The organism is Streptomyces sp. NRRL F-5122, from assembly GCF_001507435.1.
Lineage (GTDB): Bacteria > Actinomycetota > Actinomycetes > Streptomycetales > Streptomycetaceae > Streptomyces > Streptomyces lannensis.
Genome location: NZ_LMWH01000241.1, coordinates 91515 through 115838 on the forward strand (window position 1 = coordinate 91515; position 24324 = coordinate 115838).

Sequence of the window (24324 nt, forward strand, 5' to 3'; positions counted from 1 at the left end):
GAAGGGACCGATGTTCCATGCCCCACACACCCCGACCCAGTTTCGGGATCATGACCGCCCCCTCGCAGGTCGACTACCACGACGTCCTGCGGGTCTGGTGCGAGGCGGACGGGATCCCCGAGATCGAGCACGCGTGGCTGTTCGACCACCTCATGCCGATCGGCGGCGATCCGTCGGGGCCGGCCTACGAGGGCTGGACACTGCTGTCGGCCCTTGCCGCCCGGACCCGTCGGCTGCGGCTCGGTGTGCTGGTGACCAGCAACCGGTTCCGGCCGCCGGCGATGCTCGCCAAGATCGCCACGACCGTGGACATCGTCTCCGGCGGCCGGCTCGACTTCGGTATCGGCGTCGGCTCACGGCCCGGCCATCCCCTGGCCAGGCGCGAGTACGAGGCCCACGGTCTGCCCTTCCAGGACTCCGCGCGGGCCGTGGCGAGCCTCGCCGAGGCGTGCACGGTGATCCGGCGGCTGTGGACCGAGACCGAACCGTTCGACTTCCACGGCACCCACGTCCGGCTCACCGGAGCGTTCGGCAACCCCAAACCCGTCCAGCGCCCCCATCCGCCGATCCTGATCGGCGGCCGCTCGTCCTCGACCCTGCGGGTGGTCGCCGAGCACGCCGATCTGTGGAACATCCCGGGCGGCGACCTGGACGACTGTGTCCGCCGCAGCGCACTGCTGGACCGCTACTGCGCCGAGATCGGCCGTGATCCGGCCTCCATCACCCGCTCGATCCATCTGCCCGTCTCCTACGACCGGTCCGGCGTCACCCGGGACGCGATCGGCGACGCGGTCGGCGCCGGCTTCCGGCACATCGTCCTCGGGCTGCCGGCGCCCTACCCCGCCGACGTGGCGCGGTGGGTCACCGACGAGCTCATCACCACGACGGCCTGACCCCGGGAGCGGTGGCCGACGGTGCTCCCGGCATGCACCGGGACCATCCCCGTTTCCCCGGGCGCCGGGTGTTCGTTCCGCGGGGGTCAGTGGTCACCGGGACTCGGGGCGCCATCGGCGCGCGCTCGGCGGGGACGCGTCGTCGGACGCACGGGTGATGGCCAGGAGCGCCATGTCGTCGGTTCTCCGGCCGTCGGTGTGCCGGCACACATCGGCGAGGAGGGCGTCCAGGAGGGCGTCCGGACCGGAGTGCCGCCGTCCCGTGAACCTGCCGACGGGGTCGTAGAAAGTGCCCGACGCGTTCCGGGCCTCGGTCAGCCCGTCGGTGTAGAGCAGCAGACCGGCCCCTTGGGGGAACGCGACCGTGTCGACGCGCGCGGTGTCGACGCTCAGGGCGCCCAGGCCCAGGGGCGGGGCGGGCCGGCCGGGCTCGACGTACCGCACCGTGTCCCCGAGGAACAGCAGAGGCGCGGGATGCCCCCGGTTGACGAGCCGGACCTCGTTCCCCCGCGGGGGGAATTCCGCCAGCAGGGCCGTGACGAACCGTTCGGCGGGGAGCAGGCTCCCCGACTGCGCGGCCTCCCGGACCAGGGCCTGCTCCAGCCGGTCCGCGAGCCCGGTCAGGGCGGGCTCTCGCAGGGCGGCCTCCCGGAACGTCCCGAGAGCGACCGTGACCGCCCTGACCGCGTCCATCCCCTTGCCGCACACATCGCCGATCAGACAGCGCACGCCATAGGGGGTGTCGAGCACCGCGTAGAGGTCCCCGCCGATCTGGGCATCCGTCTGGGCGGCCTCGTAACGGGCGGCGAAGCGCAGCGGACCGATGCGCGCCGGCGGGCTCGGCAGCACGGCGCGCTGAACGGCGGTGGCGATACCGCTCACCGACTGCAGCTTCACCTCGCGGTGGTACAGCAGGCGGTTGAGGAAGACCGCGACCCCGGCCACGGTCCCGGCCACGAGCAGCAGGAGGGCTGGCAGCAAGTGGCTCCGCCTGCCCAGCCACTTCCACACTCCCAGCCCTGCCACCTGCAGCTCCCGACGCCGACCGGCTCCTGGCCCGGCCAGGCTTACCACCGGGACCGTCGTCTCCCGGCACGCGGCTCGCCCACACCGCCTCCCGCCACGCGGTGGCGGTCGGCCAACCGGGGTAGCGCCCCTCCCGGGCCGTCCATCCGGGCCGTGCTCACCGCGGACGGCACGAAGGCCGGGGCCTACGACGGGAGCCTTGGCGTGGAGGTGGGACCGACGAGGGCCTCGAGTCACGGTGAAGAAGGAGCGGCGGGGCGCCGGTTGGACACCGGAACGGGTCGTCGTGGATCCGCCCGAGTGCCGCCCGCGGGTGCCCGTGTGCGGAAGTGTCCCGGCGACTTGACGCTACTCCCCGGAGAGGCAGGACGGCCCGTTCCCGGTCGCCGTCTCCCCGCTGCCCGCGGCCTCGTGCCCGGACCTGCCGGTCTCCAGCCAGGACCGTGCGGGTTCTGCCGCGCGGGTGGTGTCCACGCCCGTGTCCCGTATGTCTTGCTCACCCCGCTGTCGCAGGCGTTCCGCGCCAGGCGTCCTGGGCGGTGGCATAGGCGGGGAAACGGCCCAGCATGCCGCCGCCCAGCAGGACGAGGTCGATCCCGAGGCTGCTGTGGACGACGCGGACCCAGCCCTGCCGGGCCCGGCAGTCTTCCCACGCCTCGCACAGCGGTCCCAGGATGCTTCCGTCCGCGAAGGTCACCTCACGGAAATCGACGATGAGAAAGACGCGCCCACGTCCCGTGCGGGCGCCCTCCAGGGCCTGCACCAGGGGTGCCACGGTGGTCGGGTCCAGCTCGCCACGGGCCTGCACCATCCGGCATTCGTCGAACAGTTCGGGCGTACGGAAAGGCTCGGGCGGGTCGGGATGAGCGCACATGCGCGCCATCTCCTCTGTCCGGGTTGGAGCTTCACAGTGCGCAGAGCCTCTGTTGCGCCGAACGGACTGCACGGAGAGGGCCGAGGCCAAGGGCGACCGCAGGCCGAGCCTACTGCCGTGGCGAGCGGCAGGGCCAGGTGGAGAACGTCTCCGGAAGGTTCTCGTCGGAGGGCACCCGGCTCCCGTTCGCGCCCGAAAGGGAGGGCGCCGCGCGCGGGGGGCCGGGGCGGCCGCCGTCAAGGTCCGGACGGCCCGCGGCGCCGTCGGGCAGCCGCGGTGCCGGGCCGGGGCCTGTGGTGGGAGGCCTCCCGGCGTTCTCCGTCGGAAACCTGCCGCAGTCTACGTACGCAGCAGTCGTTGGGTGAGCTCCCGGTACTGCCTCAGCGCGCCCCGGAGTTCGGCGGATTCCGTTTCGGGGTCCCGGTCCTGCCAGCCCGCGCGGACGACTCGCCGCGCCTCCGAAAGGGCGTTCATGAGCTGGGCGGCCGCTTCGTCGAAGGCGCCCTCGGCCTCCTCCAGTGCCTCGCGCGGGGTGTCCGCGAAAGTGTTGACGGCATGTCCGAGGCGGCGCACGATCTCGTCCCGTTCTTGCGGAGGGAGCAACGGATCCGGGCCCGTGGCGCGGCGTCCGCCCGGGCCCGGGGACCGGTCCGCGGGCTGCTGGGCGCGTGTCTGGTCGTACATCGTGTTGTGTACCGCTTCCGCTTGTGATGGGGGGTCACCGCCTGAAGACGCCCTTCGCCTTCTCGACGGCCTGCTTCAGGCTTCCGGAGACCCGGTCGACCCTGCCCTTCATGGCCCTCAGCCGTCCTGCCAGTCAACGTCCGGCGACGATGCGTGTCAATGCGACGCCGGCCCGAGCGCAACCCGCCGAATGCCGCTGAACAGCGGGATCCGGGTGTCCCCCGGTCCGGCGAGTACGGTAGGGAGAACGAGGGTGCGTCGTGCCTATCCGACAGGCCGTCACCAGCACACCACCCATCCTCCAGGGGCAGTCCGTGACCCCCGCCGCACCTCCGTGCCGGCGGCCATCGCCGAGGTCAGGGACTCCTCCATGCCACCCAGCCCCATCACGCCGACCCCGCCGGACACCGCCCGGCCGCGCTGGGGCCGCGACGGCACCTCGTCCTTGCCGCCGGGCAGACCTGCGCCCGCGCGCGACGGCGGGGAACGGCCGTACCCGGCCGTGCCGGTCGTCCCGCCGTCCGTGGCGGGCCGGGCCATCGGCGGCTCCCGGGTACACGGCCCGACCGCCCTGCCGTGGGCCGGACGTGTCCCCATCGCGCTGCTCCACCGCGTCACCCGGATCCTCGACTCGCTGTGCCGTGTGTCCGGTGAACGCGCTCGACGCCACGACCGCGCCATCGCTTTGTGGCCCGTCCCCCGACTCTCCATCGGAGAAAGCCGACACAACCACCATTACGCAGACCGCACCGGCGTCCGGCACGGCGTCGAACGCGGCCGGCTGGACCTCTCGGCCGCCGTCATCCGCCTCCTGGACCGCCTCGGCGGGCGCACGAGGTGCGCCCGCCGGCGCCGGGCCGGGTCGCCGCGCATCACGCCTGACGGCAACCACGCTTTCCCCTCAGCCAGTTGACAGGAGCCCCATGACCACCGGGCTGCAGCCCCCGCTTCCCTCCCACCCCGTCCTCCGCCTGCGGCTGGCGCCCCACAGCGACCTGCCCCGGCCCATCGACGGAGCATGGTGGCCGCGCTCCTACGACCTCCTCGTGGAACTCCCGCGGCTGCTGGCCGGATTGCCGCGCGAGTGGGGCCATATCACGAGTGTCACCTTCAACGCGGCGACGTGGTCCGCGACGCCCGGCCGGATACTCGTGTGCAACCAGGTCGTACGACTGCGCAGAGCCCTGGCGGCGAACGCCCCGCACACCGTCGTCCTGCTGTCCGCCGGCCGAGGGCGCTGGGACCTTGTGGTCGTGCCTCCGGACACCGCCGAGGACGCCGCAAAGCCACTCATGGCGGCCGCGGCGGGCGACCTCGGGGACGGCTGACCCGGGCGCGGTGACCACGCAGCCGAGCTTCCCGCCCTGATCAACCACCGCTGCACGCTCGACAGCCCGTGGCCGACCATGTCGTCCGCATCGACTCCTGCCCCTTTCGACCGCCCTCGTCGCCACGGCAGCGACGGTGAACCACCAGCGGAGGCCGACGCGGCGCACCGGCATCACCGTTGCCGACCGCGAGAGGTCCGTCTCACGGGCACGCTGTGGGCACGGGGTCATCGGTGGGAGGCGCCCGAGATGTCCGCGGCCTTCGGCGGGCCCAGTCGGCGAAGCCGGCCGAACGCACTCCATGGGCGGCTGCCGTCGCAGATGCCGAGCGCTGTGGGTGCGGCAGAGACGGGTCACGCCGGTTGTCACCGGACAGCCCTTCGGTGACAACCGGCGGAGCGGTCCGTACCGGTCTCGTGCGGTATGCGCCTCATGTCCGAAGCGCCGGCCTCCGCGGGACGCGGATTCGGGTGTCCGGCCCGCTCACAGGCCGGGTGCCACGTCCTCGGCTCTCCAACCGGGAAAAGCCACATGACCTGCTGTCGTCATGGAAAGCGTCACCAACCGGGTGTGTCCTCGTCGCCCCAGGCCTGTCGGGCCGGGTTGACCGGGCACGCATCGTGGCAGGTGAAGCCGAGGCGGGTCAGCGCCCGACGCATCTCACCCGACGTGAAGTCCCGGCGGTTCTGCCTGGTGATCACCTCCCCGACCTGCATCACGGGGAAGACGCGGCCGGCGATGGTCACGGACACGCCGGTGACAGGTTCGGGTGCGATGCCACTCATCGACTGCTCGACCTCGCCCTTGACCAGGTCGAAGGGGAAACGGGCGATCACACAGCGCATGGATGCCTCCACAGGGACGGGTCGGATCACCGGAGAGGCCGACCGCGCGGCGGGCGGCCGGACGGCGGTCAGGATGTGAGAGCGAGGACGCCCAGGGCGTAGCCGTGCTCGTCGATCACGGGGGAAACGTGCAGGGCCCGGACTCGCATGGCGGCTTCCGCCTCGCCGAGTGCGGCCGTGGACGAGGTGAACGGCCCGCGGTCGAGCGGGAGGTCCCGCAGCCGCGTCCGGTCGCTGTACCACGAGCCGCCCCGGTGTGCGGCGAGCTGGGACCGGGTGACCAGTCCCGTGCACCGGCCGTCCTCGTCCCGGAGGAGCAGGTGCGGGACGCGGGCGCCGATGAGGACGGAGAGAGCCACGTCGACGGCCATGTGGTCGTCGACCTGCGGTCCGGGAGCGTGCATGGCATCGCGGGCGGTCGGACCGGTGCCGTGGGCATGCCGTGTGAGGGGCGGAATCGGCGTCAAGAGCTTCTCCTCTTCGTCGGAACGTGCGGGACGGGCGACGTCTGGTCCCGACCGCTGGGAGCGCGTACCCGTGCCGCGGTCATCGGGGGTTCCGCCGCGGGCCGACCGACTCCCTTGGCAGCCCGGCCCCGACGACCACGGCCGGCGGATCCCTTGCCCTCGCGGGGTTCGGCGGGCTGTGGGGGGAGGGCGACGGGCACGCCGGACGGCGTGCGTGCGCCGGTGATGCGGTGCAGTTCGGCCGCGCCGGGGCGGATCCGGGCGGTACGCGCGGTGACGCCGGCGTCGGCCATCAGACGGTCCACCGCGCGGCGCTGGTGCGGCAGGACGAGGGTGACGACGGTGCCGGACTCGCCGGCGCGGGCGGTACGGCCGCCGCGGTGGAGGTAGTCCTTGTGGTCGCCGGGCGGGTCGACGTTCACGACGAGGTCGAGGTGGTCGACGTGAATACCGCGGGCCGCGACGTTGGTGGCCACCAGGACCGTGATCCGACCGTCCTTGAACCGGGCGAGGGTCCGGTTGCGCTGTGCCTGGGACCTGCCACCGTGCAGGGCCGAGGCGTGCACGCCCACCGACAGCAGATGCGTGGTCAGCCGGTCCACGGCGTGCTTGGTGTCCAGGAACATGATCACGCGTCCGTCGCGGGCGGCGATCTCGGTCGCGGTGGTGTCCTTGTCGCCGTCACGCACGTGGAGCAGATGGTGCTCCATGGTGGTGACGCTGCCCGCCGGTGGGTCGACCGAGTGCACCACGGGGTCGTGCAGGTAGCGGCGCACCAGGAGGTCGATGTCACCGTCAAGGGTGGCCGAGAACAGCAATCGCTGTCCGTCGGAAGGGACTTGGTCCAGCAGCGTGGTCACCTGCGGCAGGAAGCCCATGTCCGCCATCTGGTCGGCTTCGTCGAGGACGGTGACGCTGACCCGGTCCAGTCGGCAGTCGCCCCGCTCGATGAGGTCCTTGATGCGGCCGGGCGTCGCGACGACCACCTCGGCGCCGCCGCGCAGGGCACTCGCCTGCCGGTCGATCGACATGCCGCCCACCAGGGTGGCGAGCCGCAGTCTCAGTGCCCGGGCGTAGGGGGCGAGCGCGTCGGTGACCTGCTGGGCCAGTTCCCGGGTGGGGACGAGGAGGAGGGCGAGCGGCTGCCGTGGCTGGGCTCGCTGCCCGTCGAGGCGGGCCAGCACCGGCAGGCCGAAGGCGAGCGTCTTGCCCGAGCCCGTACGGCCCCGGCCCAGGACGTCGCGGCCCGCGAGCGCGTTGGGCAGCGTGGCCGCCTGGATCGGGAAGGGCACGGTCAGGCCCTCGGCGCCGAGCGCCGCCAGCAGCCGTGCGGGCATGTCCAGTTCGGCGAACGTCTCGACCGCGGGCAGTGGCTCGGTCAGGGTGACCGGCGCGGTGAACTCCTGCCGGCGTGGGGCGGAGTCTTGGCCGCTCTTGCGCCCGGTGCCCGGACGAGGGCCCGGCCGGCCCGTCTCCTGCGTCCGGAAGCGGCTGCCGCGAGCGGAGCCTGCCGAGCGCGTGGCACCGCGGTCCGCGCGGTGGTGACCGGACTTGCCGTCGGTGCGGTGGGTACGGTTCATGGCGGAACCTTCCTCGATGCGGCGTATCGAGGAATTCCGTCCAACGGCTGACCGCCGTAAGGAATCACAAGACTGAGCCGGATAAAAAAGCAAAAGGTCGGGCCTCTCGATGCCGAAGCCCGGACTGTCGGCAATCCGGAGATCGGGGAAACCCGGAAACGCAATGGTTGAGGCCCGCACCCCAAGAGCGCGGGCCCCAGCCATACGATGCGCGAGCCTCTGGCCCGCGACGTTCACGTCGGCGTCAGGCGGGAACGATGTTCTCTGCCTGCAGGCCCCTCTGGCCCTGCGTGACGTCGAAGGTAACCTTCTGGCCTTCCTGAAGTTCGCGGAAGCCATTGGTGGCGATGTTCGAGTAGTGGGCGAACACGTCAGCGCCGCCGCCGTCCTGCTCGATGAAGCCGAAACCCTTTTCCGCGTTGAACCACTTCACGGTGCCAGATGCCATATTGGATCTCCCTCGGGGGGCAGTGTCGGCCCTGCACTTCGCGGAGCCGAGTCGCCGCGATGATCACCCCTCCGGAAAAATCCGAAAGCTCTGCAAAGAAAAAATCTCTGGCAATCAAAACTGCAACTGCTGTCACGTTAACACAGGTCGGGGCGGGAGCGTCCCTGGACATTCGGAATCTTCCGGTAATCCTCATCCGACTGGATTCCGGATTTCTGTGTCGGCGGTACTAGATATTTGTGCCCTGCTCGTTCAGCTTCCGGCGCACTTCCCGGTTCAGGCGCAGGGCGTCGTCGAGCTGATTTTCCAGAGAGATGATGCGGCACGCGGCCTCGACGGGGGTGCCCTGATCGACCAACTCACGGGCGCGGGCGGCGATGCGCAACTGGCGGCGGGAATAACGGCGATGGCCGCCTTCCGACCGTAGGGGAGTGATCAGCTCGGCTGTACCGACGGACCGGAGGAAGGTGCCGGACCTCAAGCCCTCGATCGCGCCACCGCCGTTCTTCCCGCGCAGACCGCACGGCGGCCCGGGGCCCCAGGCCGCCGGGTCGCAGAGACCTCGGTGCCTGGCCGAGTGCCCGGCCGACACCACAGCGTTTCCACGACACCCCGATACGGTCACTCCGGCCGGGCCGGTCACCCCCTGTACGGATCGCACCGGCCGTCGCGGTGCGCGCCGTGCCCCATGGCGGAGGGCCAGATGCGGCCGACGCGACGTCCGGGCCGTACGGCCATCGGCACGCCGCGAGGCGTCCCGCTCCTGCCCGATGACGTGCCACGCCGATGCGGTCTTCCGCCGGCGAAGTCCCGGCTGTCAGAAGGGATTTCGGCGGACTGAGGGCTTCCCTGCCCGAATCGCCCTATGCCCGGGTTGAAACTGCAGGTCAGCGGTACTCCGCCGCACAGGGAGCAGGAAGCGTGTTGTAAAAGCACAAGCCCCAGGCCGCTGACCTGGGGCTTCAAGAAGAGCGGGTGACGAGAATGGAACTCGCGCTCTCAGCTTGGGAAGCGACGGCGCTTGCGCGGACTCATACGCCGTGAGCTGGACGTACGCGCTGATCGGAGTTCCTCACGAGTGCGGGATCGCACCGTGATTGACCGCTGTTGCCCGCTCTCATGGGCACGGCCGGGGCACGCCGTCATGGAACGTCGGATGCATCGCCGTGCGAACGCCTCGGTGCTCCTGGCGGTGTTCTGGCCCGAGAGCGCCTCGAATGGATCTTTGCGATGGCGAACATGCTGGCCCAATGAGTGCGGCGCCAATCGGCACTGTGGACACTGCGTCGTATGGAAGCCTCTCGGCTTCACCCTCGACGAGATGCGCCCCGGCTGGAGGCCACCGACAGCCTCGACTCGGGCGAGGAACTGCCGCTCGGGGGAGGGTCACCCTCCGCCGGAACTGATCCGGGGTTTCGAGCGGGGCGCTTAAGCAGTGGGTCGAGCATCGGGAGCGACCATAGCCTGCTGGGGCATTGATCTGGGCGTCGGCTGCACTATGTGATCGCAGCACGGCGGTGGGGGTCGCCGTACCCGAACTGCGGCATCGATGCGCAGCCCTCCTGATGCCCACCCTTGAGGTCGGCCCGGTGAGGGCTGGGTGCGCCGGACGGGCGGGAACCGGCCCAGCTCCATCCCGTCGCTCCCACGACAGCCGACGCTGTCGTCACCCCGACCGCGGGACTACCGGCCCGTACTCTCGTGTGGCCACCACAAGGCGCTCCGGGTGGCCCGCGCCCACGCGATCAGCTGGAACCGGAGCTGCCGGCCGCCTCGTCCGCGGCACGACGGTACTCGGCGTTGATGCGCTGAGCTTCCTCGAGCTGGTCCTCGAGGATGACGATGCGGCAGGCGGCCTCGATCGGGGTGCCCCTGTCGACGAGCTCGCGGGCGCGAGCGGCGATCCGCAGTTGATAGCGGGAGTACCGGCGATGCCCGCCCTCCGAGCGGAGCGGAGTGATCAAACGAGCCTCGCCGATGGCTCGAAGGAAGCCCGGGGTGGTGCCGAGCATCTCGGCTGCCCGGCCCATCGTGTAGGCGGGGTAGTCGTCGTCGTCCAGAAAATCACTAAGAGGGTTGTCCGCTGTCATGTCACCTCGCTGTGCAACGCGTCGAGGGGCCTTGGTGCCGTACGGCACCAAGGCCCCGAAGGAAATTCAACACCATCCGTCGGCCCTACTGCTGTGCCGACCTTCTGTTTCCGCTACCCGGCCCGGCAGAGGGCGGGGTAGCGGGGGATCGCAGCTGCTTGACCGGGGACCACCATCCATTCCGGGGTCTTGCGGTACCCGGGCCGAGTGCTTCTCGGGCCGGGCGATCCTGATGGCGTCTGCTCCTCCGTTCCTCTCTGAACCAACCACTGGATGAATCGGCACTGCGGTACTGCTGCGGCAGCTCCTCGACATGCGAGCCGCCCAGTGCGGCTCCCAGCGCCGTCGCCGTTCTGGGAAACCTTGGCTTCGAGGCTCGAGAGCCGCACTGACCTGCGAACTTCGTGTACAACTACCCGGCAGTTCGTTTCTGCCGGGTCTCGTTCGACCGTGTTCTACGACAGGAAGCATAACCACGCCGCGAGGTAATGTCTACTCTGGCAAGAGTAGATTTCACTCTATGGCAGAGGAGGAATCCTGCCACCTGCGACGATGACCTCCCCCTAGGTCGTCGCGCGCGGCGCCACGACGGATGGGGCCACTCGCCGCTCGGTCAAGAACTGCCTCCCGCCGTCCGCGAGCTGTCACCCCGCGGGGCGGGCCCGAGACAGGCAGCTGAATAGGATCTGCTCTCATGTCGAACCCTGATGAACTGCTTGTCGCTCTCTCCGCCGCGGTGGAGTCCGAGCGAAGCAATCAGATGTCGCTGACCGTGGTCGTCGGCGGCGCAGTCATCACCGGCCGGCTGGCTCCGGAGGCCGTGTGGAGGGAGCGGGTGGCGGAGGTCCTGAAGGAATCGGACCGCCTCGGCCCGTTCTCCGGCGTCTTCCCCGGCGGCCCGCGAGGGGAACGGCCCGGCCGCGGCGGAGATCCCACGCATCTGCACTTCCATCTCGCGCGGATCCTGCAGGGCAGCCTCGGTATCCCGGAGACGGGCGGCATGTACCGAGTCGCGATCAAGGACGTCAGCGCATGGACCGTGGGTGATTTCAGCTACTTCGACCGGTGAGACGCTGTCCCCGCCCCGCTGCTCTCTCCGAGCGGACGAGGACACAGCAGTGGGGGCTCCGTCGAGGTGCGTCGACAGAGCCCCCACCGGGATCCTGAGGGCGGTTACCCGCCCGTCCTCACACGTCCACAGGGCAGGTGCCGTCGAGCAGTGCCGACGGGGTCCGGAGCGGAAGGGGAGCGCTCACGGGCGCGGCCTCGGGGCCGTCGTGGCAGGTGAAGCCGAGGCGCGCCATGGCCCGGGTGACTTCGCCGACGGTGAAGTCACGGCGGTCCTGTCCCGTGGTGACCTGGCCCACCTGCTTGACGGGGTAGCGGCGGCGGCCGATGGTCACGGACGCGCCCGTGACCAGCTCGGGCTTGACGCCCTTCATCGAGGCCAGCACCCCGATCTTGGTCAGGTCGAACGGGTACTGGGCGATGACACAACGCATGATGCCTCCCAGGCATGACGGAAAGGAACTGACCCGGGCGGGGTGGATCAGCCGCGGACGGGAACAGGCCGGAGCCGGCTGCCGAGGACGTCCCGCAGACGGATGCGGTCCGTGTACGTGGAACTGGCACGGAGAACGGCGAGCCGGGCCAGAGTGATCGAACCCGTGCTCTGATCGTCGCCGTCGCACACAGTCAGGTACTCGACACGTGCACCCGCCATGACGGCCAGAGCCACCTCGACGGTCATGTCGTCACAGACCCGAGGCCCGTACGCTTCCATGCCGTCGACCACGGTCGTCGATGCGGGGTCCGCCACGCGGCCCTGCGTCTGAGTGGGCGTCAAAAGTGCCTCCTGCGGTGCGGGTTGGTCGGCTTGGTGGCCATTGCGGCCTGGGGAGACCGCTGCGGCTCCTGGGCCGTGCAGGGCCTAGGCCGCCGAGTCGATGGCGGTGCGCCGCTGTGCCCTGCGGCGCACCGCCGCGCCGGCGGGCCGCCCCTGGCCGGTGCGGCCCTGACGGCCACGGGACGGGGAAGAGGTGCGGCGGGGACGCTCCACGGCCGGAGCGGTGATGACGACCGGGACACCGGACGGCGCCTGGGCGCCGGTGATGCGGCTCAGCTCCGCCTCACCCGAGCGCACCGGAGTGATGCGCGGGGTGATGCCGGCCGAGGCCATCAGTCGGCTCATGCCGCGGCGCTGGCCGGGTGTCACCAGGGTGACGACGCTGCCGGACTCCCCCGCACGGGCCGTACGACCGCCACGGTGCAGGTAGTCCTTGTGGTCGCCGGGCGGATCCACGTTGACGACCAGGTCGAGGTTGTCGACGTGGATGCCGCGGGCCGCGACGTTGGTGGCGACCAGCACCGTGACGTGACCGTCCTTGAACTGAGCCAGGGTCCGGGTGCGCTGCGGCTGGGACCTGCCACCGTGCAGGGCAGCGGCGCGGACGCCGCTGCTGAGGAGGTGCTCGGTCAACCGGTCCACGGCGTGCTTGGTGTCCAGGAACATGATGACCCGGCCGTCCCGTGCCGCGATCTCGGTGGTCGTCCGGTGCTTGTCCGCGTCGTGCACGTGGAGTACGTGGTGCTCCATCGTGGTGACGGCACCGGCCGACGGGTCGACGGAGTGGACCACCGGGTCGGTCAGGTAGCGACGGACCAACAGGTCCACGTTACGGTCCAGGGTCGCCGAGAAGAGCATCCGCTGGCCCTCCGGCCGCACCTGGTCGAGCAGGGCGGTGACCTGGGGCATGAAGCCCATGTCGGTCATCTGGTCGGCCTCGTCCAGGACAGTGACGGCGACGTCCCGCAGTCGGCAGTCGCCCCGGTCGATCAGGTCCTTGAGCCGCCCCGGAGTCGCGACCACGACCTCGGCCCCGGCCCGCAGCGCACTCGCCTGCCTGCCGATCGACATTCCGCCGACCACGGTGGCCAGCCGCAGCCGGACGGCGCGGGCATACGGGGTGAGCGCGTCGGTGACCTGCTGAGCGAGTTCACGGGTGGGTACGAGGATCAGGGCCAGCGGCTCCCGTGGTTCGGCGCGCCGGCCCGCCGTGCGGGCCATTACCGCGAGGCCGAAGGCGAGCGTCTTGCCCGACCCGGTACGGCCACGACCGAGTACGTCACGGCCGGCCAGGGAGTTCGGCAGGGTCGCCGCCTGGATGGGGAACGGTACGGTCACGCCCTCGTGGCCGAGCACGGCCAGCAACGGCGTCGGCATGGCGAGATCGGCGAACGTCTCGACGGCGGGCAACGCCGGTGTGGTCGTTTTCGGCGGTGCGAACTCACTTTGTGCGGCCCGCCGATTTCCGTTGCCCTTGGAGCGGCTCTGAACACCGGAGCGGCCGACAGCAGCACTTCCTCCGGAGCGGTCGTATGTGCGAGTCGTGCGTGTGCGAGTTGTGCGTGCACGGTTCATGCGGAACCTTCCTCGACGTGGGCGCGTATCAAGGAATTTCCGCAGTAGAACGAACGGCGCAGAGAATCGCGAGAACGAGCCGAAAAAAAACAGGGCTGAATTGCCCTGAAAATGAAGCGAGCTGGGGCCCGCACCCCAAGGTGCGGGCCCCAGTTGCGAAGTATGCGTCAGTGCCGACGCGTCAGGCGGGAACGATGTTCTCGGCCGTCGGGCCCTTCTGGCCCTGCGCGATGTCGAACGAAACCTTCTGGCCTTCCAGCAGCTCACGGAAGCCCTGGGCGGCGATGTTGGAGTAGTGGGCGAAGACGTCGGCGCCACCGCCGTCCTGCTCGATGAAACCGAAGCCCTTTTCCGCGTTGAACCACTTCACGGTGCCAGTAGCCATTTTGTTTCTCCTTCGGAGACGGTGTCAGGAATACGCTCTGTGCGCTTTCCGTGTCGCCGTGATGATCAGCCGCCGGAAAAATCATTCTGGCAACCACACCTGCAACTGATACTGACAGTAGCACGTCGTGAGCGACCCCACGCGGTGAACAATTCCTGGCCGTCTCCCACCTCAGGAATATTTCTCGTGCGCCGGGTCGATTTCTCACTTCGCGACCACAGGAATTGCTCTCCCGGGCCGCGCTGTTGCCGTCGAGTCTGTCCGGTCGCAGCGCCGTGACCTCCTTCGACGGCTTGGGCGCGGCTGCCGTCGCCATCAGCTGACGACATGCCGACGAACGCGCCGAGACCCCAGCAGCGAGAGAACGGCCACACGGCGATTCCGGCGGGGCGACCGCGGCGGTCTTGCGGCCCGCGGGCCGATCGAGCTCCGCACTTGGACGCGAGCGTCCTGGTACTGAAGTCCCATCCGCCGAACCCTTGCGGAACTACGGAGGCCGCCACCACGCTGTCCGGGTCCCCGGGTCCCCGGGTCCCCGACTGCATAGCCGAACCGCTCCTGAGTGTGCGCCAGGATCCATTGCCGCATCTTCGGGTCGTCCATGAGGGCGTCGGCGAGCAGTTTGAAGTTGGTATCTCCCAGCAGGCGGATCAACTCCGGGAACTGCAAGGAAGGGGCGTCCCCGTAGTAGCAGTTGAGGAGGACGAGTCTGTCGACCGACTCGGCGTGGTCCAGGGTGAAGTTGGCCGCGACGGCACCCGAAGCGTCGTGGCCGACCAGAATACAGCGATCGATTCCCAACTCAGCCAGTACCGCGCCGAGTTCGGCCTCGCGCTGTCCGGGATGATGCGGTCATAGATCCGTGAATCGTCCGGAAAACCATGCATGGCGACTATTGGTAAGCCAGTGCCTCCATGCCTCGGACGTGCAGACGTCCGTAGGGTGTTTCGACCAATCTGCTCACATACTCGTAGTCAGGTGGGGACATATCGCCATCTCCAGCTTTGAGTGCCGTCTCCAGCTACCGGCATTTTGGGTACTTGCCGTCGATCCGCTGTTCCCAACAACTCGTCCTCCGCGCCCTGTAGGGCACAGACTTATTCGTGGTCGGAGAGGGCGATGTGGTCGTCCCAGTCTCCAGCGGTGCCGGTTGTGATGGCGTAGTAGAGGCGGCCGTTGGTCCTGTCGTAGAGCACCGGACCGATCGGGGTGCCGGCCGCCCGCAGGTAGGCCAGAGCCAGAAGGCCGATCCCGGCAGAGGTTCGCACGAAGTCCCGGCCGTCGCCGACCTTCAGCAGACGCAGTCCGGGCACGTCTTCGACCAACGGTGCGCATCGAAGCGCGTCACGAACGGACGTCATGTGTCCCCCCGCGGCTGAAGGCCGGCGCTCGTGCCGGGGGACGGCTCGGAATCCCTCGTCGGTTTGAAAGAACGGACTACGAGCAGGCGGGTGCTTGTTGCTGTTATCTGCCGCCTTCGCTCGGCACCGATGCCCTTGGGACCCAGGTGGCTGAGGGCAGGTACCAGCGCGCCGTAGGTGTCGGGCAGTTGGAGAGCGTCGACCAGCCCGACGAAGGCTGCTGAGCGGATGGCCACCGTGGCGTCGCGGTCGGTGAAGACGCCGCCGAGGGTCAGTTCGTGCCGGCGGCAGTATTCGGTGAGGCAGTCGACGAGTGCCGCGTGACGGGCGAGGCCACCGGTGATGTGCCGCAGGTAGCCGAAGGCGGCACGCCGCCCCCAAATTGGACTAGACAAAAAACAGACCCCAGGCCACTGACCTGGGGTTTCTCTCTGGAGCGGGTGACGAGAATCGAACTCGCGCTCTCAGCTTGGGAAGCTGATGTTCTACCATTAAACTACACCCGCGTAAGACACCCGTTGATCCGGTGTCGTTATGCCCGCTCACTGTACCTCATCTCGGACCCCCGGTGCTCAGACCGTGGGGTCCGACGTCGTTCCGGGGTGTGGATGCGGCTGCGGCGGGCCGGAGTTGGGGCGTACGGTGGGGGTGGTGGAGAGGGGCCGTGTGCGGCCGGAGTGCCGCCTGGAGGGCCGTCCCTTTCATCCCGTAATGTGCTTTCGTCGTCCGTCACGGCAGTGAGACGAAGACTCTTGGGGAAGGGACTCAGAGGACTTGATGGAGCGCACCGTCGTCCGTTGTGCCGAGGGGCACGTGTTCAGCACCGCTTCGTTCCCGATGCAGCAGGCCGAGCGCCTCGGCCCCGGCCGGCTCGTCCGGTGTCCACGCTGCGCCCGGCTGCGCAGTGTGGTGCCGGTGGCCCTGGAAAAGCGGTAGGGACCACAGCGGTACAGGCGCGCGGGGAGGCCACGATTGTGGCGGCCCCGCGCGCCTTGCGTATTCTCGGGACGTGCTTCTCTCAGACAGGGACATCCGGACCGAGATCGACAAGGGCCGGGTCGTGATCGACCCGTTCGACCCGACCATGGTGCAGCCCTCGAGCATCGATGTGCGGCTCGACCGCTACTTCCGGGTGTTCGAGAACCACAAGTACCCCCATATCGACCCCTCAGTGGAGCAGGTCGACCTGACCCGGCTCGTCGAGCCCGAGGGCGACGAGCCGTTCATCCTCCACCCCGGCGAGTTCGTCCTCGCCAGTACGTACGAGGTCATCACCCTGCCCGACGACCTCGCCTCGCGGCTCGAGGGCAAGAGCTCGCTCGGGCGGCTCGGGCTCGTCACCCACTCCACCGCCGGGTTCATCGACCCGGGCTTCTCCGGGCATGTGACGCTCGAGCTGTCCAACCTCGCCACTCTCCCGATCAAGCTCTGGCCGGGCATGAAGATCGGGCAGCTGTGCATGTTCCGGCTGAGCTCGCCGGCCGAGTTCCCCTACGGCAGCGAGCGGTACGGCTCGCGCTACCAGGGGCAGCGCGGGCCCACGGCCTCCCGCTCCTTCGTCAACTTCCACCGGACCCAGGTGTGAGCGGGAGATGACCGACGTACGGGAGAACCTGACCTACGACGACTTCGGGCACGCCGTCCGCGAACTCGCGCAGACGATCGCCGACGACGGCTACCGTCCCGACATCGTGCTGAGCATCGCGCGGGGCGGCGTCTTCGTGGCCGGCGGCCTCGCGTACGCCCTGGACTGCAAGAACATCCACCTGGTCAACGTGGAGTTCTACACCGGCGTGGGCACGACGCTCGAGATGCCGGTGATGCTCGCCCCCGTCCCGAACGCGATCGACTTCACCGACAAGAAGGTCCTGATCGCCGACGACGTGGCCGACACCGGCAGGACGCTGAAGCTGGTGTACGACTTCTGCCGCGAGGCCGTGGCCGAGGTCCGCACGGCGGTGATCTATGAGAAGTCCCACTCGCTCGTGAAGTGCGAGTACGTGTGGAAGCGCACGGACGCCTGGATCAACTTTCCGTGGAGCGTCTTGCCACCCGTAAGCAAGTCGGGGGAGCCGGTGACCCCGTCGAAGGAAGCGCTCTGACCCGCCGGGCGGGCGTCGCCTCGTAGGCCGTGGCCGTCGTGTCGGCGCCCCCCTCGTTGCAGGTCGCTGTCTGAACGAGGGGGGTGCGCACCGGGGTGGCAGGGTCCGTCATCGGGACGTACTGCCCGGTCGTGGCGCTCAGTCGCGGTGGACCCTGACGCCGTCGGCCTCGAAGTCGTAGACGTTCTGGTTGATCCGCAGACCGTCGACGGCGCCGACCCACATGCTGTCTCGGCCGTAGCCCACGGCGACGGTGAGGATGACGGGTGCGGCGCCCCCGTCGTTCAGACGGGTCTTCACCTCGGTGAAGGAGCACGGCGAGAGCGAGGTGCAGCCCGTGGCCGCGCCCTCGGCGCCGGTCAGGTACCAGGTGCCGCTGTTGGTGGCGTTGAGGTAACCGCTCCACCGGTCGGTCGCCGGGGCCGCCGGCGGCAACCAGACCAGCGAGGTGTAGTTGTCGGTGACCGGTACGGTGCTCAGGTTCGCATCGATCTCGAACCTGATGTTCGGCATGTTCCTGAGGCCGCCGTACGTCACGTTCTCGCTGGACTGGAACACATGGAACCCGAGCCGGTTGAGACCCAGCACGGGATCGCCGTGGAAGTCGACCTCGTTGCCGAAGTCGACCTTCTCCCGGGCGTCGCCCGCCGCGACGGAGCTGTCCGCCACCTGGATCCCGAGGCTTCCCTGTCCGTAGGGCGGCCTGGCGGCCGGCCCCTGTACGTCGTACTTGCCGAACGGACCGTCCCTCAGGGCCGCCACGGGAGATCCGACCGTGCTGCGGGTGATCACACCCCAGTGCTCCGAGCGCCCAGGGGCCGGGTCCGCGGCGGCGGAGGCCGGTGCCAGGGCCGTGGCGGCCGCGATCGTGGCCAGGGCGGTGACGACCAGCGCCCTTGTTTTGGACATGCCAAAGCGAGTGTTCACACTCACTCCTTCGAGATAGGTGAAGGCCAGGTGCGCGCCGGTAGCCGCCCGACGCGACGCTGGTCACCGTATATAACTATCAGTGACCATACGTTCGCGACATACTGCGCATCTGTGGGAATCCGCGCCGCCAAACCAAGGGGCCCGGATGTGAACGTCACTCTGTGTGATGAGGCGCCTGACGTCGCGGAACGCGCCGCAAGTTCATCGGGCGCCTGGTTCCGCCGCCCCGTGGCCGCGGGGGCGCTCGGGAGACATGCTCCCGCGCGGCGCCCCAGGGCACCTCGGCGCCCGCGCGACTAGAACGTGCCCAGCTTGATGATCGACAGGATCGCGATCAGCTGGATCGCCGACGCGCCCAGAGCCTTCGGCCACGGCAGGTCGTGGGACTTCGACACCATGAGCGTCAGCAGCGCGCCCGCCGCGACCCAGGTGGCCCAGCCGAGGATCTGGACGAAGGATTCGTCACCGCCGAGGAACATCGCGACGACCAGGCGCGGTGCGTCCGTGATGGACATGATCAGCATGGAGAGGCCGACCGTCGGCTGCCAGGCGCCGTCGCCGCCGAGCTGGCGGGCGAGGGTGTGGGTGACCACGCTCAGCACGAAGGAGCTGACCACCATGGCCACGGCGGTCGTCAGCACGATCGGGATCGCGTTGTCCAGCGTGGCGGTGATGGCGTCCTCGCGCGCGCCGTCGAAGCCGAAGACCGCGAGCAGGCCGTAGAGGAAGGTCACGATCAGGGCCGGGCCCCACATCGTGTAGTCCCGCATCTGCAGGAAGGTCCGGGTCGGGGAGAACACGATGCCCCGCAGCAGGTCCTTCCAGTGCAGGCGGGGACCGACCGGCGGAGCCGAGGCCTGGCCCGCGCGGTACGTCTCGCCCGCGCTGTAGGGGTCCTCGCCGACCGAGAACGCCTGCGTATGGCCCGGATTGTTCGCCGCGTACGGGTCGGGTGCGTGGAAGCGGCCCTGGCCGTCGTCGCCGAAGTACTCCGGCTCACCCTGGCCCTGGGCCCCCCGCCACTGCTGCCGGCCGCCGTGGGGCTGCGGGCCCCCGTGCCGCTGCTGCGGCGCGGAGGGGTAGCCGTACGTCGGGCCCTGCGGCACCTGCTGTCCGTACGGGGGTTGCTGCGGTCGCGCGTGAGGAGCGCGGTCCGCCCGGTCGCGTCCGATCCTGAATCCAGCCACGTCTTCGAACGTACCCGGTACCGGAGGGCGGCGTGCCGGGCCCAGGGGGAAGGGGAGGGCATTGGGGCCGAGCTGTGACATCCCGTAAGGGCCCGGGGGACGGGAATCAGGGACATATCGGTGACCGTGTCGTTTGCATGCGCATCCTGTGTGTGCCTCCCGGCCCGAAGGGTGGGACACCCGGCCCGCGCAGGGACTCCGCCGCAGCTCCGAGGCGGCCGAACGAGTGCCACCGCTCCGCCGTCTGTGGCGTACCGGAGCGCGTCTGTTTCTGTTCGAAACGAGTGATGGCGTTGGATTTTCCTGCCTGATCCCTCTTGATGCCGACTCCGTTCGCCGGTCCGTGGTGCGCGGACGGCTCGACGCGAACGAGCGCGGCACGGCGCATCGGGGTACGGACGGCGGACGCGACTGCGGAGAGGTGATAGCGACGGTGGAACAGCCCACGCGCCCCACGAAACGCCCTTCGCACGGTCCGGCACGGTCCGGCCGGCACCGACGTGGCCGCCGGCCGGACGCCTGCCGCCCCTGTCCGCCGCCTTCGTCGCCCGTCGTGCGGCCAGCTGTCGAACGTATGCGCGATATCCATGGCCGCGAGTCCTTCCGGGAGCTCCGCCCCCGCTGCCGGTGGGAGTTGAGGGCCGCATGACACGGACCGTCCAGACCCTCCCCGACACGGCCGCCCCGCCCACCCCCGAACCCCAGGCCCGGCGGAACCGCCGGCGTGTCCGGCTGCTGCTGTGGGCGCTCGTGGTCGTTCTCCTCGCGGGCCTCGGGTGGATCCTCGTCACCGGCCTGCTGGCGCGTGCCGAGCTCGTCGGCAGCCGGAACGATCTGAGCAGCCTGCGCACGGGGATGACGACGCCCTCGGACCCGGCCGCCAGTGCGGGGCACGGCACGGACCGCGGTGAACTCGCCCTGCAGGCCGCCCGTTCCGCGGCGGAACACGCCGAACGCGCCCACCGGCTCACCGCCGGTCCGGCCTGGTACGTGGCGGCGCATCTGCCGTTCGTCGGCGGTCCCTTCGAGACCGTGCGCGGCGCGGCCGAGGTGCTCGACCGCCTGGGCGGACGGGTACTGCCCGCCGCATTGCGCACCGTTGACCGCGTCACCGCGGACGCGGGCGGCAGCCATATCAACCTCGCCGAACTGCGCAGAGCCGTACCGGATCTCGAGGAGGCCTCGCAGCAGGCGGCCTTGGCCCGAGTGGAGGCGGACAGGCTGCCGCGGCGGACCTGGCTGCATTCCGTCGACCATGCCCGCGGTCAACTCCTCGCCGGGCTCAAGCGGGTGGCGCCCGTGATGGAGAACGCCGCCGTGGGCGCCCGCCTGTTGCCGCCGATGCTGGGGGAGGGCGGTCCGCGCCGTTACCTCCTGGTGTTCCAGAACCCCGCCGAGGCGCGCGGGACGGGGGGTATGCCCGGCGCCTACGCCGTGCTGACCGCCGACAAGGGCCGACTGGCACTGCCGCAGTTCGGGCGGGACACCGACATGGCGACCGCCCGGCCCACGATCGACATGGGGGCCGAGTTCGCCGCCATGTACGCGCAGTACGACTCGGTGAAGACCTGGCCGAATTCCAATATGAGCCCGCACTTCCCCTACGCCGCGCGCATCTGGTCCGCCGCGTGGCACGCCAAGAGCCGGCAGCGCGTGGACGGCGTGCTCTCACTGGATCCGGGCGCGCTGTCCGCACTGCTGGCCGCGGTCGGGCCGGCGCGGTTGGCCGACGGCACGTCCGTCACCGCGGCCAACGTGGTGGACCTCACCGAGCGCACCAATTACGCGATGTATCCGGACCCGGTCAGGCGCAAGGCCTTTCTGCTCGACGTGGCGCGCGCGGCCGCCGGACGGCTGCTGACCGCCGCCGGGGACGCCCAACGGCGGCCCGCCCTGCTCCGGGGCCTGTACGAGGTGCTGCACAGCGGGCAGATGACCGTGTGGAGCGCGCACGCGGACGAGCAGCAGGAGCTGAACGCGCGCCCCGTCGGAGGCTCCGTGCCGCAGGGGCCGGGGGCCTATGCCGGCCTTGTGATCAACAACGCCGCCGGCACGAAGCTGGACTACTACCTCGATCGCTCGCTGGAATGGTCGCCCGGGCGCTGCACCGCCGACGGCCGCGAGGTGACCGTCAAGGCGGTCCTCACCAACCGCGCGCCCGTCACCGGGCTCCCCCTCTATGTCACCGACCGGCTGGACAAGCCCGCTCATGGGGCCCGCCGGGGCGACAACCGGCTGCTCGTCTCGTACTTCGCGACCGCCGGGGCGGGGCTGGTGGAGGCGCGCCTCGACGGGAAGGCCGCCCTCTCGGCGCAGGGGACGGAACGAGGACATCCGGTGTACACGTTCGATGTCGAGGTGCCCCGGGGGACGAGCCGCACCCTGACGCTGCATCTGCTGGAGCCGCCGTCCGACCGTGCGCCCACCGTGCTGCGGCAACAGCTGACCCGCCCCCTGCATGTGACGGTACGTCAGGGTCCGCGGTGTGCGGCAGCCGGATCGTAGTGCCCCGTGCATCGGCGTGCGGTGCGGCGAGGAGCCGTTCCGGTGCTGTCCGGGCCGTCACCCGATGGCACCACCCCTTTGCGGGTTGACTGTTTTGTGCTGAATGCGCCGGTATGGTGCCAGCCTGGATCTCTTCGGTAGTTGTTCCATTTCTTGCACCACATGAGGGAGGGCCGATGTGCGGCGTAGCGGGCATGGTGTCGACGGCGTCCCCCGACCCGGCGGCCGTGCGGACGATGTGCGACGTCCTCGCCCATCGCGGCCCGGACGGTGCGGGGTTCCACACCGACGACCATGTGGCCCTCGGCATGCGGCGACTGGCCGTCATCGACGTCGGCGGAGGAGACCAGCCCGTCTTCAACGAGGACCGCAGTGTGATCGCGGTCTTCAACGGGGAGATCTACAACTTCCCCGAGCTGCGCCGGGATCTGCAGGGCCGTGGTCACACCTTCCGCACGAACGGCGACTCCGAATGCCTTGTGCACCTCTACGAGGAACACGGCGAGGACTGCGTCCGCCATCTGCGCGGCATGTTCGCGTTCGCGGTGTGGGACGCGCGCCAGGGACGTCTGCTGCTCGCCCGCGACCGTGTCGGCAAAAAGCCGCTGTACTACCGGGAGACCGCCGGTGAGCTCGCCTTCGCCTCGGAACTCAAGGCGCTGAGCACGGTCGCCGGCGCCGGGGGCGAGGTCGATCCGGTCGCGCTCCACCACTATCTGACCTATCAGTACGTCCCGGCGCCCTGGTCGATCCTCCGCGGTGTACGCAAACTGCCGCCCGGTTGCCTGCTCACCTGGCAGGGCGGCCGGGTGCAGGTGAAGCGCTACTGGTCGCTCGACTTCTCGCCGGTCCCCGCACCGGACGAGGAGGAGGCGGCCGAGCGGACCCGGGAGCTCCTGCTCGAGGCCACGCGTATCCGCATGGTGTCGGAGCGCCCGCTCGGGGCCTTTCTGTCGGGGGGCGTCGACTCTTCCGCCGTCGTCGCGGCCATGGCGCGGGTCTCCACGGAGCCCGTGAAGACCTTCTCCATCGGATTCGAGGACACCCGGTTCGACGAGCGGGCGCACGCCCGTGCGGTGGCGCGGCAGTACGGAACCGATCACCACGAATTCGTCGTGGAGGCCTCGGCCCTCGACATCCTGCCCACACTCGCGTGGTACTTCGACGAGCCGTTCGCGGATTCGTCCGCGATCCCCTCTTTCTACGTGGCCCAGTTGAGCCGCCGGCATGTGACCGTCGTCCTGAACGGCGACGGTGGCGACGAGTCGTTCGGTGGATACACCCGATATGTCCGCATGGCCGGGCTGGAGCGCTTCCGGGTCCACGGGGCCCTGCGCCCGGTCGTCGGTCACATGGGACGGTCTCTGCTGGCCGCCGGTCCGGCCTGCTCGATGCGGCGCAGGGCGGGCCGCGCGCTGACCCTGCTGGGCGAGACGTCGCAGCGGCGCTATGCCCGGATGATGTCCTACTTCATGCCGGAGCAGAAGCAGGCGCTGTACACGGAACGGCTGCTCGAGGCCACGGTCGGGATCGACAGCTACGACCTTGTGGACCAGGCCTTCCGCGGGACCCGCGCCATCAGCCGGGTGAACCAGCTGATGGACGTGGACGTGAACACCTACCTGCCCGGAGACCTGCTGGTCAAGGTGGACATCAGCACGATGGCCAACTCGCTGGAGGCCCGGTCGCCGTTCCTGGACCACCGCCTGATGGAGTGGGCGGCCGGGCTGCCCGCGCAGCTGAAGGTGCGCGGCGGCACCACCAAGTACCTGCTCAAGAAGGCCTTGCGGGACTGGCTTCCGCATGAGGTGCTGCACCGGCCGAAGCAGGGGTTCGGGGTGCCGATGGCCCACTGGCTGCGAACGGATCTGAGGGACGTGGCATGGGACGTGCTCACCGACCGGACAGCGACGGACCGGGAACTGTTCCGGCCGGAGGCGGTGAGAACCATGCTCCGCGAACACGAGGCCGGGGAGGACCACGCGCGCCGGATCTGGGCGCTGATGCAGTTCGAACTCTGGCACCGCAGGTTCGTCGACCGGCCGCAGCCCGTGCCGCCGGCGGTCGCCGGTCAGCCGCTGCGGCACACGGGCTGATCGGCGCCGCGTTCCCGTGCGCCGGGTTCGATTCCCATGGGAGTGCCCGTTCGCAGTGGCGATCCGACGGGTCTCCTCACCGATGGTCGCGTGGAGGACCAG

Annotated in this window: 27 protein-coding genes, 1 tRNA gene and 1 pseudogene; 10 read left to right on the forward strand and 19 right to left on the reverse strand. The window is 69.9% G+C overall.

Features of this window, described 5'->3' with window-relative positions; translation table 11 throughout:
* Positions 1–17 precede the first annotated feature (17 nt).
* Positions 18–893, forward strand: a complete 876-nt coding sequence (locus tag ADL25_RS26905; protein WP_059130418.1) for an LLM class flavin-dependent oxidoreductase — start codon at positions 18–20, stop codon at positions 891–893.
* 93 nt (positions 894–986) lie between these two features.
* Here the strand turns inward: ADL25_RS26905 and ADL25_RS26910 are convergent, their stop codons facing one another.
* The 4 genes from ADL25_RS26910 to ADL25_RS26920 form a co-directional block, all read right to left on the reverse strand.
* The gene (locus ADL25_RS26910; protein ID WP_234381051.1) at positions 987–1919 is read right to left on the reverse strand and encodes a PP2C family protein-serine/threonine phosphatase; all 933 of its coding nucleotides are present in this window, start codon (positions 1917–1919) and stop codon (positions 987–989) included.
* A gap of 348 nt (positions 1920–2267) precedes the next feature.
* A complete protein-coding gene (locus ADL25_RS51615) occupies positions 2268–2393 on the reverse strand; it encodes a hypothetical protein (protein WP_267889278.1) in 126 nt (41 codons plus the stop codon).
* 22 nt (positions 2394–2415) lie between these two features.
* Positions 2416–2793, reverse strand: a complete 378-nt coding sequence (locus tag ADL25_RS26915; protein WP_059130420.1) for an STAS domain-containing protein — start codon at positions 2791–2793, stop codon at positions 2416–2418.
* Positions 2794–3132: 339 nt separating this feature from the next.
* Positions 3133–3477: a hypothetical protein gene (locus tag ADL25_RS26920; protein WP_059130421.1), complete on the reverse strand. Its 345-nt coding sequence runs from the start codon at positions 3475–3477 to the stop codon at positions 3133–3135.
* Positions 3478–3847: 370 nt separating this feature from the next.
* On the opposite strand from ADL25_RS26920, the gene ADL25_RS26930 reads away from it, so the two are divergent.
* Complete coding sequence (locus ADL25_RS26930; protein ID WP_147317997.1) at positions 3848–4390, forward strand: hypothetical protein; 543 nt, start codon at positions 3848–3850, stop codon at positions 4388–4390.
* A gap of 10 nt (positions 4391–4400) precedes the next feature.
* On the forward strand, positions 4401–4805 hold the full coding sequence (locus ADL25_RS26935) for a DUF5994 family protein (protein ID WP_059130424.1): 405 nt from the start codon (positions 4401–4403) through the stop codon (positions 4803–4805).
* Between the two features lie 557 nt (positions 4806–5362).
* On the opposite strand, the gene ADL25_RS26940 is transcribed toward ADL25_RS26935, so the two are convergent.
* The 6 genes and pseudogenes from ADL25_RS26940 to ADL25_RS26965 all read right to left on the reverse strand — a co-directional run bounded on the left by ADL25_RS26940 (position 5363) and on the right by ADL25_RS26965 (position 10235).
* Positions 5363–5650, reverse strand: coding sequence for an SCO5918 family protein (locus tag ADL25_RS26940; protein ID WP_059130425.1), 288 nt, complete (start codon positions 5648–5650; stop codon positions 5363–5365).
* A gap of 68 nt (positions 5651–5718) precedes the next feature.
* Positions 5719–6117: a CBS domain-containing protein gene (locus ADL25_RS26945; RefSeq protein WP_079050589.1), complete on the reverse strand. Its 399-nt coding sequence runs from the start codon at positions 6115–6117 to the stop codon at positions 5719–5721.
* A complete protein-coding gene (locus ADL25_RS26950; RefSeq protein WP_059130426.1) occupies positions 6114–7697 on the reverse strand; it encodes a DEAD/DEAH box helicase in 1584 nt (527 codons plus the stop codon). The genes ADL25_RS26945 and ADL25_RS26950 overlap by 4 nt, the downstream gene beginning before the upstream one ends.
* Before the next feature lie 244 nt (positions 7698–7941).
* Entirely contained in the window at positions 7942–8145 is a 204-nt protein-coding gene (locus ADL25_RS26955) for a cold-shock protein (RefSeq protein ID WP_059130427.1), read from the reverse strand.
* A 229-nt stretch (positions 8146–8374) separates the two neighbouring features.
* Positions 8375–8611, reverse strand: a pseudogene (locus tag ADL25_RS26960) (MerR family transcriptional regulator); the annotation flags it as partial.
* A gap of 1279 nt (positions 8612–9890) precedes the next feature.
* The gene (locus ADL25_RS26965) at positions 9891–10235 is read right to left on the reverse strand and encodes a helix-turn-helix domain-containing protein (protein ID WP_059130428.1); all 345 of its coding nucleotides are present in this window, start codon (positions 10233–10235) and stop codon (positions 9891–9893) included.
* Positions 10236–10929: 694 nt separating this feature from the next.
* Here ADL25_RS26965 and ADL25_RS26970 point away from each other — a divergent pair.
* A complete protein-coding gene (locus tag ADL25_RS26970; protein WP_059130429.1) occupies positions 10930–11304 on the forward strand; it encodes a hypothetical protein in 375 nt (124 codons plus the stop codon).
* Between the two features lie 118 nt (positions 11305–11422).
* Here the strand turns inward: ADL25_RS26970 and ADL25_RS26975 are convergent, their stop codons facing one another.
* From ADL25_RS26975 to ADL25_RS26990, 4 genes are all read right to left on the reverse strand, one after another.
* Complete coding sequence (locus tag ADL25_RS26975; RefSeq protein WP_059130430.1) at positions 11423–11737, reverse strand: SCO5918 family protein; 315 nt, start codon at positions 11735–11737, stop codon at positions 11423–11425.
* A gap of 47 nt (positions 11738–11784) precedes the next feature.
* A complete protein-coding gene (locus tag ADL25_RS26980; RefSeq protein ID WP_374203003.1) occupies positions 11785–12081 on the reverse strand; it encodes a CBS domain-containing protein in 297 nt (98 codons plus the stop codon).
* Between the two features lie 84 nt (positions 12082–12165).
* On the reverse strand, positions 12166–13656 hold the full coding sequence (locus tag ADL25_RS26985) for a DEAD/DEAH box helicase (RefSeq protein WP_181923110.1): 1491 nt from the start codon (positions 13654–13656) through the stop codon (positions 12166–12168).
* Between the two features lie 181 nt (positions 13657–13837).
* Entirely contained in the window at positions 13838–14041 is a 204-nt protein-coding gene (locus ADL25_RS26990) for a cold-shock protein (protein WP_004986771.1), read from the reverse strand.
* A gap of 564 nt (positions 14042–14605) precedes the next feature.
* Here ADL25_RS26990 and ADL25_RS26995 point away from each other — a divergent pair.
* The gene (locus ADL25_RS26995; RefSeq protein WP_159045009.1) at positions 14606–14899 is read left to right on the forward strand and encodes a hypothetical protein; all 294 of its coding nucleotides are present in this window, start codon (positions 14606–14608) and stop codon (positions 14897–14899) included.
* A 239-nt stretch (positions 14900–15138) separates the two neighbouring features.
* Here ADL25_RS26995 and ADL25_RS27000 read toward each other — a convergent pair whose 3' ends face one another.
* From ADL25_RS27000 to ADL25_RS27005, 3 genes are all read right to left on the reverse strand, one after another.
* Positions 15139–15366 (reverse strand): hypothetical protein, encoded by a 228-nt coding sequence (locus tag ADL25_RS27000; protein WP_234381052.1) that lies wholly within the window; start codon positions 15364–15366, stop codon positions 15139–15141.
* A 32-nt stretch (positions 15367–15398) separates the two neighbouring features.
* Positions 15399–15797, reverse strand: coding sequence for a hypothetical protein (locus ADL25_RS46510; protein ID WP_079050590.1), 399 nt, complete (start codon positions 15795–15797; stop codon positions 15399–15401).
* Between the two features lie 37 nt (positions 15798–15834).
* Positions 15835–15908, reverse strand: a tRNA-Gly gene (locus ADL25_RS27005).
* Between the two features lie 271 nt (positions 15909–16179).
* Here ADL25_RS27005 and ADL25_RS49880 point away from each other — a divergent pair.
* The 3 genes from ADL25_RS49880 (at position 16180) to ADL25_RS27015 (ending at position 17504) form a co-directional block, all read left to right on the forward strand.
* On the forward strand, positions 16180–16338 hold the full coding sequence (locus ADL25_RS49880; RefSeq protein WP_181923112.1) for a hypothetical protein: 159 nt from the start codon (positions 16180–16182) through the stop codon (positions 16336–16338).
* A 73-nt stretch (positions 16339–16411) separates the two neighbouring features.
* Complete coding sequence (gene dcd, locus ADL25_RS27010) at positions 16412–16987, forward strand: dCTP deaminase (RefSeq protein ID WP_059130434.1); 576 nt, start codon at positions 16412–16414, stop codon at positions 16985–16987.
* 7 nt (positions 16988–16994) lie between these two features.
* Positions 16995–17504, forward strand: coding sequence for a phosphoribosyltransferase (locus ADL25_RS27015; protein WP_059130435.1), 510 nt, complete (start codon positions 16995–16997; stop codon positions 17502–17504).
* Positions 17505–17642: 138 nt separating this feature from the next.
* Here ADL25_RS27015 and ADL25_RS27020 read toward each other — a convergent pair whose 3' ends face one another.
* Together ADL25_RS27020 and ADL25_RS27025 are read right to left on the reverse strand one after the other, a co-directional pair.
* Positions 17643–18431 carry a hypothetical protein gene (locus ADL25_RS27020; protein ID WP_234381053.1) on the reverse strand — a complete coding sequence of 263 codons (789 nt, stop codon included), beginning with the start codon at positions 18429–18431 and terminating at the stop codon, positions 17643–17645.
* Positions 18432–18730: 299 nt separating this feature from the next.
* A complete protein-coding gene (locus ADL25_RS27025) occupies positions 18731–19702 on the reverse strand; it encodes a Yip1 family protein (RefSeq protein ID WP_079050591.1) in 972 nt (323 codons plus the stop codon).
* 564 nt (positions 19703–20266) lie between these two features.
* Between ADL25_RS27025 and ADL25_RS27030 the strand changes: the two genes are divergently transcribed.
* Together ADL25_RS27030 and asnB are read left to right on the forward strand one after the other, a co-directional pair.
* Positions 20267–22126, forward strand: a complete 1860-nt coding sequence (locus tag ADL25_RS27030; protein ID WP_059130437.1) for a DUF4012 domain-containing protein — start codon at positions 20267–20269, stop codon at positions 22124–22126.
* A 176-nt stretch (positions 22127–22302) separates the two neighbouring features.
* Complete coding sequence (gene asnB, locus ADL25_RS27035; protein ID WP_063805757.1) at positions 22303–24222, forward strand: asparagine synthase (glutamine-hydrolyzing); 1920 nt, start codon at positions 22303–22305, stop codon at positions 24220–24222.
* The last annotated feature ends 102 nt before the right edge of the window (positions 24223–24324 follow it).

Bases quoted from the DNA above. Each gene is read 5' to 3' on its own strand.
- asnB (WP_063805757.1), top strand. From the start codon at position 22,303: ATGTGCGGCGTAGCGGGCATGGTGTCGACGGCGTCCCCCGACCCGGCG.
- ADL25_RS26940 (WP_059130425.1), bottom strand. From the start codon at position 5,650: ATGCGCTGTGTGATCGCCCGTTTCCCCTTCGACCTGGTCAAGGGCGAG.
- ADL25_RS27015 (WP_059130435.1), top strand. From the start codon at position 16,995: ATGACCGACGTACGGGAGAACCTGACCTACGACGACTTCGGGCACGCC.
- ADL25_RS26970 (WP_059130429.1), top strand. From the start codon at position 10,930: ATGTCGAACCCTGATGAACTGCTTGTCGCTCTCTCCGCCGCGGTGGAG.
- ADL25_RS26935 (WP_059130424.1), top strand. From the start codon at position 4,401: ATGACCACCGGGCTGCAGCCCCCGCTTCCCTCCCACCCCGTCCTCCGC.
- ADL25_RS26990 (WP_004986771.1), bottom strand. From the start codon at position 14,041: ATGGCTACTGGCACCGTGAAGTGGTTCAACGCGGAAAAGGGCTTCGGT.
- ADL25_RS26950 (WP_059130426.1), bottom strand. From the start codon at position 7,697: ATGAACCGTACCCACCGCACCGACGGCAAGTCCGGTCACCACCGCGCG.
- ADL25_RS26915 (WP_059130420.1), bottom strand. From the start codon at position 2,793: ATGTGCGCTCATCCCGACCCGCCCGAGCCTTTCCGTACGCCCGAACTG.
- ADL25_RS26930 (WP_147317997.1), top strand. From the start codon at position 3,848: ATGCCACCCAGCCCCATCACGCCGACCCCGCCGGACACCGCCCGGCCG.
- ADL25_RS26920 (WP_059130421.1), bottom strand. From the start codon at position 3,477: ATGTACGACCAGACACGCGCCCAGCAGCCCGCGGACCGGTCCCCGGGC.
- ADL25_RS26975 (WP_059130430.1), bottom strand. From the start codon at position 11,737: ATGCGTTGTGTCATCGCCCAGTACCCGTTCGACCTGACCAAGATCGGG.
- ADL25_RS27025 (WP_079050591.1), bottom strand. From the start codon at position 19,702: ATGTCACAGCTCGGCCCCAATGCCCTCCCCTTCCCCCTGGGCCCGGCA.
- ADL25_RS26965 (WP_059130428.1), bottom strand. From the start codon at position 10,235: ATGACAGCGGACAACCCTCTTAGTGATTTTCTGGACGACGACGACTAC.
- ADL25_RS26955 (WP_059130427.1), bottom strand. From the start codon at position 8,145: ATGGCATCTGGCACCGTGAAGTGGTTCAACGCGGAAAAGGGTTTCGGC.
- ADL25_RS49880 (WP_181923112.1), top strand. From the start codon at position 16,180: ATGGAGCGCACCGTCGTCCGTTGTGCCGAGGGGCACGTGTTCAGCACC.
- ADL25_RS26905 (WP_059130418.1), top strand. From the start codon at position 18: ATGCCCCACACACCCCGACCCAGTTTCGGGATCATGACCGCCCCCTCG.
- ADL25_RS27030 (WP_059130437.1), top strand. From the start codon at position 20,267: ATGACACGGACCGTCCAGACCCTCCCCGACACGGCCGCCCCGCCCACC.
- ADL25_RS26985 (WP_181923110.1), bottom strand. From the start codon at position 13,656: ATGAACCGTGCACGCACAACTCGCACACGCACGACTCGCACATACGAC.